The organism is Longimicrobium sp. (assembly GCF_035474595.1).
Lineage (GTDB): Bacteria > Gemmatimonadota > Gemmatimonadetes > Longimicrobiales > Longimicrobiaceae > Longimicrobium.
This window is the reverse complement of the sequence record NZ_DATIND010000044.1, coordinates 1-18,985: the sequence shown is the minus strand read 5'-3', so window position 1 is coordinate 18,985 and position 18,985 is coordinate 1. Positions and strand designations below refer to the sequence as shown.

Annotated in this window: 13 protein-coding genes; 6 read left to right on the top strand and 7 right to left on the bottom strand. The window is 71.0% G+C overall.

Annotated features, from left to right (window positions below; translation table 11 throughout):
* Positions 1-239: 239 nt before the first annotated feature.
* Together VLK66_RS06960 and VLK66_RS06955 are read right to left on the bottom strand one after the other, a co-directional pair.
* Entirely contained in the window at positions 240-719 is a 480-nt protein-coding gene (locus tag VLK66_RS06960; RefSeq protein WP_325308658.1) for a plastocyanin/azurin family copper-binding protein, read from the bottom strand.
* 144 nt (positions 720-863) lie between these two features.
* Positions 864-1,160, bottom strand: coding sequence for a metal-sulfur cluster assembly factor (locus tag VLK66_RS06955; protein ID WP_325308657.1), 297 nt, complete (start codon positions 1,158-1,160; stop codon positions 864-866).
* 434 nt (positions 1,161-1,594) lie between these two features.
* On the opposite strand from VLK66_RS06955, the gene VLK66_RS06950 reads away from it, so the two are divergent.
* The gene (locus VLK66_RS06950) at positions 1,595-2,698 is read left to right on the top strand and encodes an ATP-dependent 6-phosphofructokinase (RefSeq protein ID WP_325308656.1); all 1,104 of its coding nucleotides are present in this window, start codon (positions 1,595-1,597) and stop codon (positions 2,696-2,698) included.
* 207 nt (positions 2,699-2,905) lie between these two features.
* Here the strand turns inward: VLK66_RS06950 and VLK66_RS06945 are convergent, their stop codons facing one another.
* Complete coding sequence (locus VLK66_RS06945; RefSeq protein WP_325308813.1) at positions 2,906-3,673, bottom strand: SDR family oxidoreductase; 768 nt, start codon at positions 3,671-3,673, stop codon at positions 2,906-2,908.
* A gap of 146 nt (positions 3,674-3,819) precedes the next feature.
* On the opposite strand from VLK66_RS06945, the gene VLK66_RS06940 reads away from it, so the two are divergent.
* From VLK66_RS06940 to VLK66_RS06930, 3 genes are all read left to right on the top strand, one after another.
* Positions 3,820-6,438 (top strand): hypothetical protein, encoded by a 2,619-nt coding sequence (locus VLK66_RS06940; RefSeq protein WP_325308655.1) that lies wholly within the window; start codon positions 3,820-3,822, stop codon positions 6,436-6,438.
* A 441-nt stretch (positions 6,439-6,879) separates the two neighbouring features.
* Positions 6,880-8,655, top strand: a complete 1,776-nt coding sequence (locus tag VLK66_RS06935) for an alpha/beta hydrolase (RefSeq protein WP_325308654.1) — start codon at positions 6,880-6,882, stop codon at positions 8,653-8,655.
* Between the two features lie 285 nt (positions 8,656-8,940).
* Complete coding sequence (locus VLK66_RS06930; RefSeq protein ID WP_325308653.1) at positions 8,941-9,546, top strand: hypothetical protein; 606 nt, start codon at positions 8,941-8,943, stop codon at positions 9,544-9,546.
* Between the two features lie 334 nt (positions 9,547-9,880).
* On the opposite strand, the gene VLK66_RS06925 is transcribed toward VLK66_RS06930, so the two are convergent.
* Positions 9,881-10,354: a GNAT family N-acetyltransferase gene (locus tag VLK66_RS06925; protein ID WP_325308652.1), complete on the bottom strand. Its 474-nt coding sequence runs from the start codon at positions 10,352-10,354 to the stop codon at positions 9,881-9,883.
* 962 nt (positions 10,355-11,316) lie between these two features.
* On the opposite strand from VLK66_RS06925, the gene cphA reads away from it, so the two are divergent.
* Entirely contained in the window at positions 11,317-13,971 is a 2,655-nt protein-coding gene (gene cphA, locus VLK66_RS06920) for a cyanophycin synthetase (protein ID WP_325308651.1), read from the top strand.
* A gap of 342 nt (positions 13,972-14,313) precedes the next feature.
* On the top strand, positions 14,314-15,504 hold the full coding sequence (locus VLK66_RS06915) for a ferritin-like domain-containing protein (RefSeq protein WP_325308650.1): 1,191 nt from the start codon (positions 14,314-14,316) through the stop codon (positions 15,502-15,504).
* A 505-nt stretch (positions 15,505-16,009) separates the two neighbouring features.
* Here the strand turns inward: VLK66_RS06915 and VLK66_RS06910 are convergent.
* The 3 genes from VLK66_RS06910 to VLK66_RS06900 form a co-directional block, all read right to left on the bottom strand.
* Positions 16,010-16,498, bottom strand: a complete 489-nt coding sequence (locus VLK66_RS06910; RefSeq protein WP_325308649.1) for a carboxymuconolactone decarboxylase family protein — start codon at positions 16,496-16,498, stop codon at positions 16,010-16,012.
* Positions 16,499-16,588: 90 nt separating this feature from the next.
* A complete protein-coding gene (locus VLK66_RS06905; protein ID WP_325308648.1) occupies positions 16,589-17,203 on the bottom strand; it encodes a hypothetical protein in 615 nt (204 codons plus the stop codon).
* 408 nt (positions 17,204-17,611) lie between these two features.
* Positions 17,612-18,985, bottom strand: a 1,374-nt coding sequence (locus VLK66_RS06900; protein WP_325308647.1) for a phosphoenolpyruvate carboxylase, incomplete at its 5' end; no start/stop codon positions are given.

The window sequence follows — 18,985 nt, the reverse complement described above, 5'->3', positions numbered from 1 at the left end:
TGCTTCGGCTCGCGTCTGGAAGTCCGGGATAATACCGAATTCGCTACAAGACCTGGTTCACCCGGAGAAGCAGAGGATCCTCTCTCTGCTGCTCGGCGTGGCCCCCCTCTTTTCCTGATGGTGAATTCACCCATGGTTCGGGCGGACCCGGGATGCATCCATCGAACAGGAAAAGAGGAGAGCCGCCGGATGGATCCGGCGGCTCTCCTCTTTCCATCTACCTGATGTTCACCCGGGGCTTACTGCACCGTCAGGACGCCCTTCATGCCCATGGGGGCGTGCGGGTCGCACTGGAAGTTGTAGGTGCCCGCGTCCATGCCGGCCGTCGACACGTCGTAGTTCTGGTTCGGCGCGGTCAGGTACGTGCCGGTCGGGGGCAGGTTGGCCTTCCCCGCGTTCTCGGCCGGCGGGAACGACACGTTGTGCACGGTCTTGCCGTCGGTGATGAAGCGCACGGTGTCGCCCTTCTTCACCGTCACGTTGGCCGGCTCGAAGTGCCCGTTCGCGCCGTCCGGCGTGGTGACCATGTGCACCTCGACCACGTTGCCCTGCGCGGCCGGGGCCGCGGCGGGGGCGGGCGCGGCGGCCGGGGCCGCGGCGGCCGTGGTGGTGTCGGTGCCGGCGGCGGCGCCGCCGTTGTCGCTCGTCTTGTCCCCGCCGCCGCACGCGGCAAGCAGCGCCACCATGCCCAGCAGCGGGAGCCGGTTCGTCATCCGCATCTACGTCTCCTCACGAGAGTTCGGTCGTATACTTCGCCTTCCCCGGGATTCCCCTGGGAGGCGCCAATCTACCACCCGCGCCCCCACGCGACAATCGGCGGATTTCACCGCAGCGGCGTGGGGAATCTCCCTACCTCCACCGCGCTACAGCCCCAGGGCGGCGCGGATGGTGGCGGGGATGCGGTCGGCCGTCCACGGCGGGCTGAAGGTGAGCTCCACGTCGGCGCTCTCCACGCCGGGCACGGACTCGACCGCGGCGCGCGCCTGCTCCAGCAGCTCGCCGGCCACGGGGCACATGGGCGAGGTGAGCGACATGGTCACCTCCACCTTCCCGCCGTCGATCTTCATGTCGTAGATGAGCCCCAGCACCACCAGGTCCAGGTTCAGCTCCGGGTCCTTCACGGTGCGCAGGGCTTTGCGGATCTCGGCTTCGGTCGGCATGGACGGAGGGTGCGAAAGTGCGAAAAGTGCGAGAGTGCGAGAGTGGTCTCCGCGCTCCCCGGCTGGGGCTCCGTACACCGCAGCATCGGATTCGAGCGAATGCCGGCCAGGGGAAGTCCGCGAAGGCGGACTGCGTGCCGTTGTAGCCGCCACTTCAGTGGCATCTTTCCCCCGCACCCGCATCCTGCGGGCACGCACCGGGACGCGGCCGGCAGGACCCGCCGGTATCCCCGATCCACCGTCCTCCTCGACCCATCCGCCATCTTCATCCCCCTGATCGCGCTTTGGGAGATGCAGGCCTCGCGGTGCAGCATACCTTGCGCGCCACCCGGTGGCAACGGCGCCGGAGCGTCGCTTGCAGGCGACGGGTGCGGGGGCAATCTTGTGCGCGCCACGCAAACGGCGGGCGCCACGGATGGGGACCGGGGGAGACGATGGCCGACGGGGGACGCGGCATCCGCCGCATTGCGATCAACACCGGCGGCGGCGACGCGCCGGGGCTGAACGGCGTGATCCGCGCCGCCACGCTGGCGGCGCTGAACGAGGGGTGGGAGGTGCTGGGGATCCGCCGCGGCTACATGGGCGTGCTGGAGCCCGAGGTCGACGGCGAGGCGGGCGTCTTTCCGCTGAACGCCCACGCCGTGCGCGGCATCGCCCACCTGGGCGGCACCATCCTGGGCACCACCACGCGCGGCAACCCGTTCGGCCTGGAGGTGCGCCAGCCGGACGGCACGTGGGGGAAGGTGGACCGTTCCGACGAGATCATCGAGGCCTTCCAGCGGCTGGAGATCGACGCCCTGATCGCCATCGGCGGCGACGGGTCGCTGAACATCGCCCACGCGCTGCACCGCAAGGGGCTGCCGGTGATCGGCGTGCCCAAGACCATCGACAACGATCTGCGGGCGACGGACGTCACCTTCGGCTTCCAGACGGCGGTGGAGGTGGCCACCGACGCCATCGGCCGCCTGCACTCGACCGCCGAGGCGCACCAGCGGGTGATGGTGGTGCAGGTGATGGGGCGCCACACCGGCTGGATCGCGGTGGAGAGCGGGATCGCGGGCGGCGCCGACGTGATCCTGATCCCCGAGATCCCGTACCACCTGGACCGCATCGCCGAGAAGGTGCGCGAGCGCGACCAGCACGGCCGCCGCTTCAGCATCGTGGTGGCCGCCGAGGGCGCCAGCCCGGCCGGGGGGCAGCCCAGCTACGTGGACGCGAGCGGGCGCTACGGCGGCATCGCCGACCGCCTGGCCGAGGAGATCGAGATCCTCACCGGCAAGGAGACGCGGCCGCTGGTGCTGGGCCACATCCAGCGCGGCGGCAGCCCGATCGCGTACGACCGCAACCTGGCCATGCGCTTCGGGGCGGCGGCAGTGCGCTGCATCAAGGAGGGGAGCCTGGGGACGATGGTGGCCCTGCAGGGCGCCCACGTCCGCGCCGTCCCCCTCGCCGAGGCCATCTCCGAGATCAAGCGCGTGCCCCTGGACGACGACATGGTGGTCTCCGCCCGCCAGCTCGGTATCTCGTTCGGGGATTGAGGGGACAGGGGACGGCGCGAGTCCGAAGCACCCTGATTGCCCGGCCGGCCCCCTCCCCCGGCCCCTCCGCCCGCTCCGCGGGGGAGGGGAGAACTCAGCGAGGAGAGCACCGTCCGCCTGGAGCCGCCACGATGGTGCGGCGGCGAGTCCGCGAAGGCGGACTTCGGGCCGTTGTTGCCGCGAATTCATTCGCCCTGCCCGTGCCCATCACGGCATCGTCAGCCCGCCGTCGATCGCGATGTACTGGCCGGTGGCGAAGGCCATGAGGTCCGACGCCAGCGCGACCACGGCGCGGCCGACGTCCTCGGGGCGGCCGAGGCGGCGCAGCGGGGTGGCGCCGCGCACGATCTCCTGCACCTCGGGCGTGGTGGGCTCCGACGCGGCGGTGCCCATGATCAGCCCGCCCCCGATCATGTTCACGGTCACGTTCTCCGGCCCCAGCTCCGCGGCCAGGTTGCGGCTGAACCCCAGCATGGCGCTCTTGGCCGTCGTGTACGCGTGATAGGCCACCACGGGGTTGGTGATGAGGTTGGTGAGGATGTTGACCACGCGCCCGCCGCCGCGCGCCCGGAAGTGCGGGAGCGCGGCCTGGCAGGTGTTCACGGCGGCCTTCACCGTGCCGTCGATCTGGTCCTGGAAGCCGCTCCACTCCATCGCCTCGAAGCGCGGGTTGGCGACGGGATCGAAGCGGTAGTTGTGCAGCGCGCTGTTCACCACCACGTCCACCCCGCCGAATTCCGCCGCGAGCCGGTCGGTCATCGCCCGCACCGCGTCGGCGTCGCGCACGTCGGCGCCCAGGGCGAGCGCCCGGCCGCCCGCCGCCTCGATGGCGGCAACGACGTCGCGCGCGGCGGCCTCGCTCCGCCACCAGTTCACGCCGACGGCGGCCCCGTGCGCGGCCAGCTCGCGCGCGGTGGCCGCCCCGATCCCGCGCGACGCGCCGGTCACCAGCGCGACCTTTCCCTCCAGCAGCATCCTCGTCACCCTTCCCGTGGTTCAGTCTCGTATCGCCCGCCGTCGGCATGCACGATCGGCGCCCGGCGTCCACCCCCGTGCGATCGGGCGCAGGGGGACGTACGATATCCCCATCATCCCCATCTCCCCCTGCCCCCGCTGGTGCGATGCCTCGTTTCGCGCGGATGCTGCTCGGCCTCACGCTCCTCGTCCCCGCGGTCGCGGGGGCGCAGAACGGCGGCGCGCCACGGGCGGCGACGCGCGACGTCTTCCTGGACCGCGCGGGGGTGGTGCGGTGGACGGACGACCGCGGCGAGGTGGCGCTGTTCGGGGCCAACTACACGCTCCCGTCCGCGTCCGACTACCGGGCGGCGGGCTACCTCGGGCTGGACCGCAGGAAGCTGATCGACGAGGACATGGCGCACTTCGCCCGGATGGGGTGGGACGGGGTGCGCGTGGCGTTCTGGGGAGACTGGGAGAGCGCGGACCCGGCGGGGAACCTGATCCGCAACGACCACCTGGACCTGATGGACTACCTGGTGGCGAAGGCGCGCGAGCGGGGGATCTACATCCTGTTCAGCCCCATCCAGACGTACGACGCGGGATGGCCGGACGCGCTCGGCGACTCGGTGTTCCCCGGCTTCGGGCGCGTGTACGGGCGCGGCGGGCTGGGCACGCGTCCGGAGGCCATCGCCGCGCAGGCCAACTATCTCCGCCAGATCCTGCGGCACGTGAACCCGTACACCGGCGTGGCGCTGAAGGACGAGCCGGCCATCCTCTTCATCGAGCTGGTGAACGAGCCCTGGCACCACCCCGAGGACCTGCCCGGCTCCATCCGCTACATAAACGCGCTGGCGGACGCGGTGCGGAGCACGGGGTGCCGCAAGCTCATCTTCTACAACGTCAGCCAAGACTTCCGCATCGCCGCCGCCATCCGCGGCTCGCGGGCGCAGGGGGTGACCTTCGGCTGGTACCCCACCGGGCTGAACTCCGGGCACGAGCTGCGCGGCAACTACCTTCGCGGCGTGGACGCGTACGACAGCCTGCGCGTGCGGCGGCTGGCCGGGATGCCGCGCATCGTCTACGAGTTCGACTCGCCGGACCTGCGCACCGGGTACATGTATCCGGCCATGGCGCGCACCTTCCGCTCGGTGGGAACGCAGTTCGCGGCCATGTTCGCGTACGACATGCTGGGCACCGCCTCGCGCAACCTGGGGTGGCAGACGCACTACCTGAACCTGGTGTACACGCCGCGCAAGGCCATGAGCGCCGTGATCGCCGCCGAGGCCATGCGGCGGCTGCCGCGGAATCAGCAGTATGGCGCCTACCCGGCGAACACGCGCTTCGGCGATTTCCGGGTGAGCTACGAGGAGAACCTGGGCGAGCTGGCCGCCGACGACGCGTTCCTCTACGCGGGAACGACGCGGACGGTGCCGCCGCACCCGGAGCGGCTGGCGCGCGTCGCGGGATACGGCTCGTCGCCCGTCGTGGGCTACGACGGCGAGGGCGTGTACTTCCTGGACCGCGTGCGGCCGGGCGTCTGGCGGCTGGAGGTGTATCCCGACGCCGTCCCCATCCGCGACCCGTTCGAGATGCCAAGCCGCGACAGGATCGTCACCCGCGCCGTCCATCGCGCGTGGGAGATGCGCATCTCCCTCCCCGACCTGGGCCCGTCCTTCTCCGTCCGCGCGCTCGCGGGGGATCTGGATGCGAGCCCGAGGGCGCAGGACGGGCGCTTCACCGTCACCCCCGGCGTATACCTGCTTTCCGCGCGCGGCGACGTCGCTCCGGCGACGCTGCCGCGGTGGATCGGGCGGGTGGGGATGGCGGAGTACCACGCGCCGCCACGCGACACGGCCGAGGTGCAGGTCGAGCCCATCGCGCGGCCGCAGTATCTGGCGGGGACGGCGATCGAGATCGGCGCGCGGGTGGCCGCCGCGGGCCGGCCGGACTCGGTGACGCTGTCGATCCGTCCGCTTGGCGTCTCCTCCTTCCGTCACTACGCCATGCGGGCGGCGGGGGGATACGAGTATCGCGCCGCGATCCCCGCCGACTCGCTTCTCGCGGGCCCGTACGAGTACGCCGTCACCCTCACGCGCGGGTTGTGGGCGATGACGTACCCCGAGGGCGTGCGCCGGCGGCCGTGGGAGTGGGACTATTCCGGCCACGGGTACTGGACGACGGAGGTCGTGCGGCCGGGGACGCCGCTGCGGCTCTTCACCGCGGGGGTGGACGCGCCGCGGCTGGCGTTCAGCCGCATCGGCGACGCGATCCGGCAGGGCCTGTTCCGCATCGTCCCGTCCGCCGCCACGGGCGAGCCGGCGCTGCACCTGGAGCTTCCCGTGGTCGGCGGCTTCTCGCCGGAGGACTACACCGCGTCGCTGGTGATCGCGGAGCGCGTCGAGGCGCGCGCGGCGGACGTTAGTCGCGCGTCCGGCGTGCGGGTGCGGCTGCGCGGCGTGGGCCCGGCGCAGACCGTCCATCTCACGCTGGTGGAGAAGGACGGCACCGGGTGGAGCGCGGCCGTGGCGGTGGATTCCACGTGGGCGGAGCGCACGATCCCCCTCGCGGACTTCCGCCCGGCGCGCGCGGTGATGCTCCCCGAGGGCTATCCCGGCGAGTGGAACTACTGGATGGCCCCGGCCGAGGGACGCGGCGGCAGCGGCGACACCATCCGCCTCCCCGTCATCGAGCGGATCCAGTTCTCGCTCCGCCGCCCGCCCGGCGCGGTGCCGCGCCCCGGCACCTGCGGCGTGGAGATCGAGTCGGTGACGCTCACGTTCTGAGATCGAATGTGATTTGACCGCGCCCAGAGACGTCATCCTGAGGCCGGCCACGACGGAGCCGATCCACACACCCAGGACGGCAGGCCGAAGGATCCATAGCCCGTCACCGCACGTGCGCTTCGGAAACGGGATGATACCGAATCATGCGGACGAATCAGTGCATCTCGCCAAATCACGTGCTGCACCGGCGATAGATCCTTCGGCCTGCAAGCGCTTGCACCGATTCGGGTTGCGGCGTGGCCGGCCTCAGGATGACGTCCGGTAGAGGCGGCGAGGATGCACGAACTGAATTCCCGGATTCGGCATGAGTGGAAGCGCTCACCTCGGAACGATGATCCCCATCTCCCTCCGCGAAACCCGCGACGGTCCGAACCTCGTAGAGTGGGGACGCATCCCATCTCCATCCGCCGTTCCCGCCGGAAACCCGCACCGCACCCGCCGATGAACCGAGCCCGCGCATCGTCCCGCCTCGCCCTGGCCGCCCTGGCGCTCCTGGTCGGGCGCGCCGCAACCGCTGTCGCGCAGACCGCCGATCCGTCGCTGAACACCGAGCCGTGCACCATCCCCGAGCTGGACGGGCCGGCGCGGTGCGGCACCCTGCAGGTGTGGGAGAACCGCGAGGCGCGGAGCGGGCGCCGCATCCCCATCCGCTTCGTGGTGATCCCCGCCACCGGCGCGGCGGCGGCGAAGGAGGCGATCGTCTACTTCGCGGGCGGGCCGGGGGAGACGTCGACCGACGAGGCGGCCTTCACGGCGCAGCGGCTCGCCGGCGCCCGCGACACGCGCGACCTGCTGATCATGGACAGCCGCGGCACCGGCGCCTCCAACCCGCTCCCCTGCGAGATCTCCACCCCGGGCAATCTCCAGAGCTACCTGGTCGAGTTCTTCACGCCCGACGGCGTGGCCCGCTGCGCCGCCGCGCTCCAGCCGCGCGCCGACGTCACGCGGTACGCCTCCGCGCCGGTCGCGGACGACCTGGAGGAGCTGCGCGCGGGGCTGGGCTACGAGCGGCTGGACCTGTTCGGCGAGTCGTACGGCACGCGCACGGCGCTGGTCTACCTCCGCCGCCACCCCGGGCACGTTCGCGCGATCCTGATGTTCGGCGCGGTGCCGACCGACATCCGCTACCCGCTCACCGTGGCCGAAGATGCGGAGGCGGCCATCGCGGGCGTGTTCGCCGGCTGCGCGCGCGACCCCGGCTGCCACGCCGCCTTCCCCGACCCCGCCGCCGACCTGCGCGCCAGCCTGCGCCGTCTGGACGCCGGCCCCGCCGAGGCGACGGTCGTCGATCCGCAGAGCGGCGGGGTGGCCACCGTGCGCCTGTCGCGCGAGCGCTTCGCCGAGGCGCTGCGGTACATGGCCTACGTGGCCAGCACGTCGGCGCTCATCCCCGCGGTGGTGAACCGCGCGGCGCGGGGGGATTTCGGGCCGGCGGCGGAAGAGGCGCTGTACTGGCGGATGGGGATGGTGAGCGGCTCCAGCCGCGGCGACTACCTGGCCGTCACCTGTCCCGAGGACGTGGATTTCGTCGACACCGCCGAGGCGGCGCGGCTGGCGCGCGGGGGGTGGTTCGGCGACTGGCGCGTGCGCGACCAGAAGGCTGCCTGCGCCGCGTGGCCGCATCCCACCCTCCCCGCGTCGTTCGCCGACCCGATCCGCTCGGAGGTCCCTGTGCTCGTGGTCAACGGCCAGCTGGACCCCGCCACCGCGCCGCAGCATGCCCGGCGGATGCTGCGCGGTTTCCCCAACGGGCGGCTGGTGATGATCCCCAGCGCGGGGCACTCCACCTACGGCCTGGTGGGTGCCGACGAGTGCTGGGTCGCCCTGCAGGTGGCCTTCATCCGCACGGCGGACGCGAAGGCGGTCGACGCCTCGTGCATGGAGCGCGTCACCCGGCCGCCGTTCCCCACCGCGATCGCCTCCGGCGGAGTGATGGAGATGGATTCGGCGGCGCTCGCCCGCTTCGCCGGGCACTACTCCGGCCAGTTCCACGGCATGGCGATGTCGGTGGAGATGCGCGTGGCCGGAGGTCGGCTGCACCAGGTCTTCCTCGGGCGCGACATCCCCCTGCTCCCGGTTGGCCCCAACCGCTTCCGCTTCCAGAACACGCCGCACCTCATCATCACCTTCCGCGAATCCGGCGGCGCCGTCACCGGCTTCCAGGTGGCCGACGGCAACGCCCCGGCGGAGACGTTCACGCGCGTCGCGGCGCCGTAAGCAACGAGGCCGTTTCGGTTGCGATCTTGCGGGTGACGGACGCGTCAGCGAATCCGCGGATCCTGAACCAAGCGAGGTTGCGATGGCGACGAGCGGCGGCGGATCGAAGAGCGGCGGGGGCGGAAAGAAGGGACCGGGAGGATTGCCGAGCAAGAAGTCCGGGAAGAAATCGGGCGGCGGAAGGGACGTCCTCCCCCCGAAGCCGAAGCCCAAGCCGTGATCTGTCGGATGATGGGGATCCGATCTCCATCCGAAGTTCCCACGACCCACGCCAGGAGGGGGAAGATGAACCGACGGCAGATCCTCGCGCTGAGCGGCGCGATGACGATGTGCGTGCTCGCCGCGTGCGGCGGTGACCGCGATGGAGATGACAACGGCGGTGGCAACGTGGACTCCACCGCGAGCACGGCGGCCGCGCCGGCTCCCGCCACTCCGGTGACAGCTCCCGGCGGGACGGACACCGCGGCCGCGGCTGCGCAGGGCGGCGTGCAGCTGACGACCGGCAACGCGGCCGGGGTGGGCACCTTCATCGCCGACCGCACGGGGCGCCCGCTGTACATGTACACCGCCGACAAGAACGGCGAGAGCGCGTGCTACGAAGCGTGCGCCGGGCTCTGGCCGCCGCTGATCGGCGCGCAGGGCGCGGCGGCCGCGGGCGCGGCGGGGGTGCAGTCGTCCATGCTCGGCGTATCGAAGCGGCGCGACGGCAGCTCGCAGATCACCTACAACCAGCATCCGCTCTACTACTACTCCGCCGACGGGGGCGGCAACGTACCGCGCGGCAACGACGTGAAGGACGCAGGCGGCGAGTGGTACCTCGTCACCCCCGCGGGCGCGGAGGCCGAAGACCACGACGAGCACGAACGCCACGGCGACGACGACAAGTCATAGCTCCGCAAAAGAAATGGGCCGCGCCATCCGACAATGTCGCGGCCCCGATATCCTCAACTGCGTCATCAGGGGGGATTCGAGACCACCCAACCCGTGGCGCGTTGGGACAATCCTCCCTCTGCAAAAAATCCGCGATAACTCATCGCACGCCGAGCCCTCCCGAACGATCCCGCCACACCCGTGCAGCACGGACGGCCGTGCGTTCCGCGCAAGAAACTCCAGAGCGCCACGATGCTTCAATGGGCCCCGCGCCACACGAAAAACGAGGCATTCACCCCCGCCCGCGCGCCCCGGTCGAAGTTACCCCCTCCGTTATCGGGAGGGGGTACGCGGCCTAAGCCGCGGGGGGAGGGCCCGCGGGGGGAGGCTCCGCCGATGATGTCTTCGCCGCGGGATCGCGCTCCATCCGGACGGAGTAGTCGGTGAAGCCGACGGAGCGCCAGAAGCGGTGGCCGGCGCGGTTGCTGGCCAGCACGTCCAGCGTGACGCGCACGTCCGGCGGAATGATCTCGCGGAACAGCAGTTCCACCGCGCGCCGGCCCACGCCGCCGCTGCGGTGCTCGTGCAGCACGAAGAAGTGGCGGATGTACGCCGAGTCCTCATCCACGCTCAGCATGCAGTAGGCGACCGTCGTCCCCCGCTCCTGGAAGAGGATCGCCTTGTACTCGTCTTCCGACAGCCAGCGCCGCATCCGCTTCTCCAGCCCCGCCAGCGACATCCCGCCGCCGTCCCACTCGTCTTCGATCAGCTGCCGGTTGATGTCGGCCAGGAACGCCGCATCCGATTCATCCGCGTAGTGAAATTCCATTTCTCCGTTCCGTCCGGTAATCCTCGTCGCCCCCATCGCAGTCTCGGGCAACTCCGCGGCCACGCACCCTGCATCTGCGCCATCAGGGGATGGAGATCGCAAACTGGGAGGAGACAAGAAGGTGACGTCATCCTGAGGCCGGCCACACCGCAATCCGTTCCCACGAAATCATTTGCAGGCCGAAGGATCCATACCTTCCAAGCACGTCAGCCTGTCGAATCGCCCCCGCAACCCGCGTCACCTCTCCACAAAAGATCCGCGATACCTCATCGCATGTCGAGCCCTCCCGGCGTCCCCGACGCACCCGTGCAGCAGCCCACGCATCACCACGTCTCCCAACCACCAATGTCATCTAGCATCGGCACCCCTGATCGAATCCGTTGACGTAATACCAGATGCGGCGGAAGATCAGTGCATCTTGCCGAATGACGTGCTGCGGCGGCGATAGATCCTTCGGCCTGCAACCTCTCGTGTGGACGTTCGATACGGCGTGGGCGGCCTCAGGATGACGTCGGGGTTGATGCGGCGAGGAAAGACGTGATCCTGAGTCGTCCCCCCGCGCCACGCAGGTCGCTTGAGCGACGATGCCACGGAGTGAGCGGACCAGCCTCGCGCAGTTTGCGAGGCTTCCCGTAGTTGTTGCTGCGGCTTCAGCCGCCGGTGCGGGTCCCGCCCGCGACCCGCTTCCTTGCGCGCGGGGCACGCGCGGTGCTACTGAACGGGCTCCGCCGATGCGTCGCGATGGAGCCGGCTAATTCCCTCATCATCCTGCAACGCAGTGCCCGTTCAATGAAATCCCAGCCCCCCACGCGACCCTCGGCCGCGCCCGACACCGCGCCGGCCGAGCCCCGGCACACGTTCTCGCGCCGCATCGACTGCGCGCCCGCATCCCGGCCCGCGGCCGGAGACCTGCCGCCGGCCGAAGGCGGCACCGGCTCGCACGGCGCGCCGGGCAAGGACGCTTGAGCGACGCGAAACCGGAGATCCGCCTGCGCGGCGTTCGCGCGCTGCGCGGGCCCAGCCTGTGGGCCACGCACCCCGTTGCCGCGTGCGAGGTCGAGCTCGCGCCGTCCCTCGCCGCGCGGCCGCCCGCCGCGATCCCCGACCTCGCCCGGCAGCTCGCCGCCGCCTTCCCGACGCTGTCCGCGCAAACCGATTCGGGAGATGCGGCGCCGCCCACCGCCTGGGCCTCGCTCGTGGGCCGGGTCGCGGCGGCGCTGCAGACGCTCGCGGGGATGGAGACGGGCTTCGTGCGCGTCTTCCCCGGCCTGCACGGCGACGCGCCGCAGGTGGCCGTCGGCTACACCGAGGATGAGGCCGGCGTCGAGAGCCTGTACGAGGCCGAAGCGCTGCTGAACCGCTGCCTCGCCGGCCAGCCCGCCGACGCGGAGCGCGCCGTGGCCGTGCTGCGCGAGATCCACTGCCGCGTGCACCCGGGGCCCACCGCGTCGGCGATCCTCGTGGCGGCGCGGCGGCGGGGGATCCCGGTGCGGCGCTTTCCCGGCGAGCGCGCGGTGCAGCTGGGCCTGGGCCGCAACCTGCGCCGGCTGGACGGCTCGATGACCGACTTCACCAGCGTCCTGGCCACCGACCTCACCTCCGACAAGCACCGCACCAAGCACGTCCTCTCCACCCGCTTCGGAATCCCCGTCCCCCAGGGCGAGGTGGCGACGAGTGTCGAGGCGGCAATGAAGACGGCGGAGCGGCTGGGCTTTCCCGTGCTGGTGAAGCCGCTGGACGCCAACGACGGCCGTGGCATCTCCGGCCGCATCGACTCGGCGGAGGCGCTGGAGCGCGCGTGGGAGGACGCGGCCACGCTGCACGAGCAGGTGGTGGTCGAGCGCTTCGTTGCCGGGCGCGACCACCGCGTGCTGGTGGTGAACGGGCGCGTCGCCGCCGTCACCGAGCGCATCCCCGCGCGGGTGGTGGGCGATGGGGAGAGGACGATCCGCGCGCTGGCGGAGGAGACGAACCTCGATCCCCGCCGCGAGCCGATGAACCCCGATCGCACCCTCGTCCCCATCCCCCTGGACGAGATCACGGCGGAGTTCCTGGCGCGCACCGGCCGGTCGCTCGGCACCGTTCCCGCCGCGGGGGAGACGGTGTTTCTGCGCGCCACGGCCAACATCTCCACCGGCGGCACCTCGGTGGACCGCACGGACGAGATCCATCCCCGCAACGCGGCGCTCTGCGTGCTGGCGGCCGGCGCCGTGGGGCTGGACATCGCGGGGATCGACGTGCTCACCGCCGACATCTCCATCCCCTTCGACGAGAACGGCGCGGCGATCATCGAGGTCAACGCATCCCCCGGCATCCGGATGCACACCGACCCGGACGAGGGCACGCCGCGCGACGTGGCCGGCGCGATCGTGGACTGGATCTACCCGCCCGGGAGCACGGGCGAGATCCCCGTCATCGGCATCACGGGAACGAACGGGAAGACGACCACCACGCGCCTGATCGCGCACCTCTTCCGGCGGACGGGCGCGTGCGTGGGGCTGGCCACGACGGACGGCATCTACCTGCAGGAAACGCTGCTGATGGAGGGCGATTTCACCGGCCCGTTCGCCGCCGGCGTCATCCTCTCGCACCCGCAGGTGGACGTGGCGGTGCTGGAGACGGCGCGCGGCGGCATCCTGCGCTCCGGCCTGGGCTACGACGCCTGCGACGTCGGCATCGTGCTGAACGTGACCGCCGACCACCTGGGGCTGCGCGGCATCCACACCGTGGAGCAGCTGGCGGAGGTGAAGGCGGTGGTCCCCGCGATCGTGAAGCCCGGCGGCTTCGCGGTGCTGAACGCGGAAGACCCGCTGGTGCTGCCGATGCGCGAGCGGACGCCGGGAACGGTCGTCCTCACCTCGATCGCCGGCGAGGGCTCGCCCGCCGTGGCCGGGCACCTGTCGCGCGGCGGCATCGCCGTGGTGGTGGAGGACGGGGGCGATGGCGAGTGGATCGTGGTCCACCGCGGCCGCCGCGACGGCGAGCGCATCCCCATCATCGCCGTGGCCGACGTGCCGCTGGCGATGGGCGGCGCCGCGCGCTTCCAGCTGGGCAACCTGCTGGCCGCCGTGGCCGCCGCGCACGTGCAGGGCATCCCCGCCGAGGCGATCGCGGAGGGGCTGCGCACCTTCATCCCCTCGGCCGCGTCCACGCCGGGGCGGATGAACGTGATGCGGACGGAGCGGGGGACGGTGATCGTCGATTACGCGCACAACCCGGCGGCGATCCGCGGGTTGATGGAGTTCGTGGCGCGGATGCCCGGCGGGCGGCGCATCGGTGTGGTGACCATGCCGGGCGACCGCCGCGACGAGGACCTGCGGGAGCTGGGGGAGCTGGTGGCCGTGCTGGACTACGTGGTGGTGAAGGAGGCCGAGCAGTACCGCCGCGGCCGCCCGCCGGGCGAGGTGTCGCGCCTGATCGGCGAGGGGCTGGAGCGCGGCGGCCTGGGCGCCGACCGCCGCGAGACGGTGGAGTTCGAGGACGCCGCCCTGGTCCGCGCGATGGACCTGATGGAGCCCGGCGACCTGGTGGTGATCCTGGCCGACGACGTTCCCGCGGTGCTGGCGCAGCTCGCGCCACTGGTGAGCAGCAACGGCGCGCCCCCCACCGGCGGCTGAAGCCGCAGCAACAACCACGGAAAGCCTCGCAAACCCCGCGAGGCTTCACCGCGACCACCCCGGGGCCGGTGGCACTCGCCATTGGCCCCGATGCCTGCTTGCGCGGGGAGGTTGCGGGAACGCCGTGGAGGGCTCGGCATGCGATGAGTATCGCGGATTTTTTCCAGGGGGATGATGGTCGACGGCGACGCGGGTGAGGCGATCTCCATCCCCCCTGATGACGCAGTTGGCGATGCCGGAATCGCACTATCTGGGTGCGATGTAGACATAGCGGCACGCGTAATGCCGAAGGGGTGCGCCTGATTGCGGCGATTTTCGAGTCCAGGGGACGGGAGAACGGGGATGGCGAAGACTGAGCGCAGCGGCCACACGACCACGGACCACGACTTCATCCGCCAGTGGGTGGAGGAGCGCGGCGGCTGGCCGGCCCGCGTGGCGGGCACCGAGAGCGGCAACGACGACGCGGGCCTCATCCGCGTCGACTTCCCCGGCTACTCCGGGGCGGGCAGCCTGGAGCGGATCGAGTGGGAGGAGTGGTTCCAGAAGTTCGACGAGAGCGATCTGGCCTTCCTGCACCGCGACATGAGCCACGGCGGCGGCGACCTGGACCGCTTCAACAAGCTCGTGCGCCGCACGGGCGACGAGGACGGCGAGGGAAGCGGCGGCCGCGGGCGCTCCGGCGGCTCATCGTCGCGGAAGAGCGGCGGCAGCTCGTCGCGGAAGAGCAGCGGGAGCAGCAGCACCCGCAAGAGCGCGTCGTCGAAGAGCTCGTCGAAGAGCGGCGGCACCACCGCGCGGGAGACGTCCAGCCGCTCGGGCACCTCGTCGTCGAAGAGCGGCGGGTCCAAGAGCAGCGGTTCGTCCAGGAGCGGCGGCTCATCCAAGAGCAGCGGTTCGTCCAGGAGCAGCAGCTCGTCGCGCGGCGGGAGCAGCGGCGCAGGCAACGGGCGTGCGACGAAGAGCTCGTCGACCCGCTCCAGCGGCGGCTCGTCCTCGCGTGCCAGTGGGGCAGCGGAGACGCGCGGCGGCGGGGAGCCGACGGAGATGCGGGAGTTGCTGAAGCACGAGCTGGGCGACCTGCTCTTCGCCGAGAAGGCCTTCCTGAAGGCGACCAAGACGCTGGCGAAGGAGGCGCAGGACCCGGAGGTGAAGGCCCGCATCGAGGAGCACGTGAACGAGACGCAGGGCCAGATCGAGCGGCTGAACGACGCCTTCCGCGCCATCGGCGAGAAGCCGAAGGCGGAGAAGTGCGACGCCGCGCTGGGCCTGATCGAGGAGCACGACTCGTTCAAGAGCGAGGAGAAGCCCTCGAAGATGCTCCTTTCCGCCTTCGACCTGGGCTCCGGGCTGCGGGTGGAGCACTACGAGATCGCGGCGTACCGCACCGCCATCGCCGTGGCCAACGCGCTGGGCGAGCGGGAGTGCGCCGGAATCCTGAAGGAGAACCTGCAGGAGGAGCTGGCGATGGCCTCCTTCCTGGAGAAGACCGCGGGTGGCGTGCTGAAGCGCATGGCCGCGGGCGGAATGGCCTGACCGGCTTCAACGGCGGGATGGACGGGGGGGAAGCGGCGGGTGCTGCTTCCCCCTTCGGCTATCAGTGCAGCCGATCACCGGCGACTGAAGTCGCAGCAACAACCACGGAAGGCCTCGCAAACTGCGCGAGGCTGATCCGCTCACCCCGCGGCATCCGCGCTCACGACCGAACTCTTTTCGTCCTCCCTGGACGCGCGCAGGGCGGGGACGACTCAGGAGGCCTGGGCGCGCGGGGACACCTCCCCGCTGCCGGGACGCGGCGGGAATGCCGTGGAGGGCTCGGCATGCGATGAGTATCGCGGATTTTTTGCAGAGGGATGATTGTCGATGGGCGACGCAGGTGAGGCGATCTCCATCGCCCCTGATGACGCAGTTGGGGGTACCTGATCCGCGAAATGACGACGGCCCCGGAGCGAGCCGGGGTCGTGCGTGTCATATGATCCGCGAAATGACGACGGCCCCGGAGCGATCCGGGGCCGTGCGTGTCATGAAGATGCGGATTCCGTCACGCGGGAACGGCGGCGTGCTCTTCCTTGCGCGCGTGCGGCGACTGGTACTCGCCGGGAACGGAGCGGAACGGGATGGCCACGCGGTTCCACGCGTTGATCGCAACCACCGCCATATTCAGGTTCACCAGCTCCTCCTCGCTGAAATGCGCTCGCGCCTCCTCGAACACGTCGTCGGGAACGTGGCCCTCGCTCACCAGCGTGACCGCCTCGGTCCAGGCCAGCGCCGCGCGCTCGCGATCGGAGAAGAACGGCGTCTCGCGCCAGGCGTTCAGCGCCAGCAGCCGCAGCGGGTCCTCCCCCAGGGCAATCGCGTCCTTGCCGTGCATGTCGATGCAGTACGCGCAGCCGTTGATCTGCGACGCGCGCATCTTCACCAGCTCCATCAGGCCGTGGTCGAGCGACGTGCCGTCCACGTAGCGCTGCAGCTGCGCCAGCGCGCGGTAGGCGCCCGGTGCCGCCTTCATGGCGTCGAGTCGAGCCTGCATCCCATCCTCCTTTCACGGGTCCGAAAACATCTCTCCTGCGCCGCGGCGGGCCGGGCGCAGGAGGAAGATACCACGTCTGGCAAGGGAAGATCAGGAGCGCTTCGCCTTGCGCCGGCCGGTGCCCACCTTGCCGCCCACGTGCGCCCAGATGGCGCGCTCCACGGCGACGGGCGTCCAGCCGCGGCCCAGGCGGGCGGCGCGGTCGCGGATCGCCTCGGCGTAGCGGGCGTACTCGCGCGGGGTGAAGGTGACCTGCCCCATCCCGGGGATGCGCGCCGCCACCAGCTCGTCGAAGAACGGGTAGATGTCCGGCGCCGCAGCCGACACCACCGCCGACGCCGTAGCCGGCCCGACGCCGGCGAGCTTCGACAGGATGGCGATCGGGTCGCTGGGATGGGGAATCTTCCCGAACGCGTCCCGGCTGGTCTTTTCGACGAGCGCGGGGTCGTTGCCGCGCACCAGCGCCAGGTTCCGCGCGCGCCAGATCCCGCGCGCCATCTTCCACTCGGTTACGCGCACGAGTTCCGCGTGCGTCACGTGCGCCGGCTCGCGCGCGGCGATCAGCCCCGGCAGCTCGTCGTGGACCCAGCGGTCGTGCTCCGCGAGCGACTTCACCCCCTGCCGCTCGATCACATCTCCATACGACGCCAGCGCATCGCGCCACGCCTGGACGTCGTCCGATGCCCACAGATCACCGCCGGTCATCCATCTCTCCTGATCTTCCGAAACGAAGTGCGTCTGACGGGATCACGTGCTGGGATGCGATAGATCCTTCGGCCTGCAAAGACTCGTGTGGCCCACAGTACAGTGTGGCCGGCCTCAGGATGACGTCAACGAGGGGCTGGCGTCTCCGGGAAATCTTCATCTCGCGGGAGTTGGTCGTGAGCGCCGATGCTGCGCAGCGAGCCGAACAGCCTCGCGCAGTTTGCGAAGCTTCCCGTTGTTGTTGCTGCGACTTCATCAGTCGCCGGTCTCGGCCACATCGCCTGACCACACCAATGTTCCGTCGGCACGGATGTGAAGTCCGCGAAGGCGGCGCGAAGGCGGACTGCGTGCCGTTGTAGCCGCGGCTTCAGCCGCATTTTCGCCAATCCGGTCCTTCGCCGGTTGTCGTCACCCCGTGTTGCGCAGCCCCGCGGAGATGCCGTTGATCGTGGCCGCCAGGGCGTAGTTCAGCGCGTCGCTTTCCTCGCCGGCGCGCTTGCGGCGGAGGAGGTCGACCTGGACCAGGCTCATGGGGTCGACGTACGGGTTGCGCAGGCGGATGGAGCGCGCGAGCACCGGGTTCTCCTCCAGCAGCCGCGTCTGCCCGGTGATCCGCAGAACGACGTCGCGGGTGCGCACGAGCTCCTCCTCCACCATCCCGAACACCCGCTCGCGCAGGCCCTCGTCCTCCACCAGCCCGGCGTAGCGCCGCGCGATGGAGAGGTCCGCCTTGGCCAGCCCCACCTCCACGTTGCGGACCAGGTCGTTGAAGAGCGGGAAGGTGTCCGTCATCTCCCCCAGCAGCGCCGCCTCGTCCGCGCCGCGGGCGGCGAAGCGCTCCAGCGCGTGGCCCACGCCGAACCACGCCGGCAGCACGTGCCGGCTCTGCATCCACCCGAACACCCAGGGGATCGCGCGCAGGTCGCCCAGGCCGCTGCTCTTCCCCCGTTTCGACGGCCGCGAGCCGATGCGCGCGTGCTCCAGCTCGGCCACCGGCGTCCCCTGCTCGAAGTAGGCGAGGATGTCGGGGTTCTCCGCGATGCGCTCGCGGTAGAAGGCATACGCGTCCGCCGACATCGCCTCCATCGCGGCGTCCCACACCTCCGCGCGCGCAGCGTCGGGATGCGAGGGGTTGGCCAGCGCGTCGAGAGCGGCGGCCACCATCAGCTCCAGGTTGCGCTCGGCCAGCACGGTGTCGCTGTACTTCCAGTTCAGCACCTCGCCCTGCTCGGTCAGGCGCAGGTGGCCGGTGAACGCGCCGGGCGGCTGGCTGGTGATGGCCCGGTGCGTCGGCCCGCCGCCGCGCCCCACCGTCCCTCCGCGCCCGTGGAAGAGCCGCAGCGTGACCCCCGTCTCCCGCGCGACTTCATGTAAAGCGCGGTGCGCCTTGTAGATCTCCCAGGTGCTGGTGAGCATTCCGCCGTCCTTGTTGCTGTCGGAATACCCCAGCATCACCTCCTGCCTCCTGTCCCAGCTTTCCAGCAGCCGCCCGTAGTCGTCGCGCGCCCACAGCTCGCGGCAGATGCCGGGGCAGGCGCGCAGGTCTTCGATCGACTCGAAGAGAGGCACCGGCATCAATCCCGGATCGTCCCCCTCCGCCGCCACCCGCACCCCGCAGATCTCCGCCAGGCGGACGACGGTGAGCACGTCCTCCACCTCCGTGGCGCCGCTGATCACGAACGCCTGGATCGCCTCGGGGGGATACGTCCGCTTCAGATCAGCCACCGCGCGGAACGTATCCATCACCATCCGCGTCTCCTCGCTCGGCGTCGCCGGGAGCGT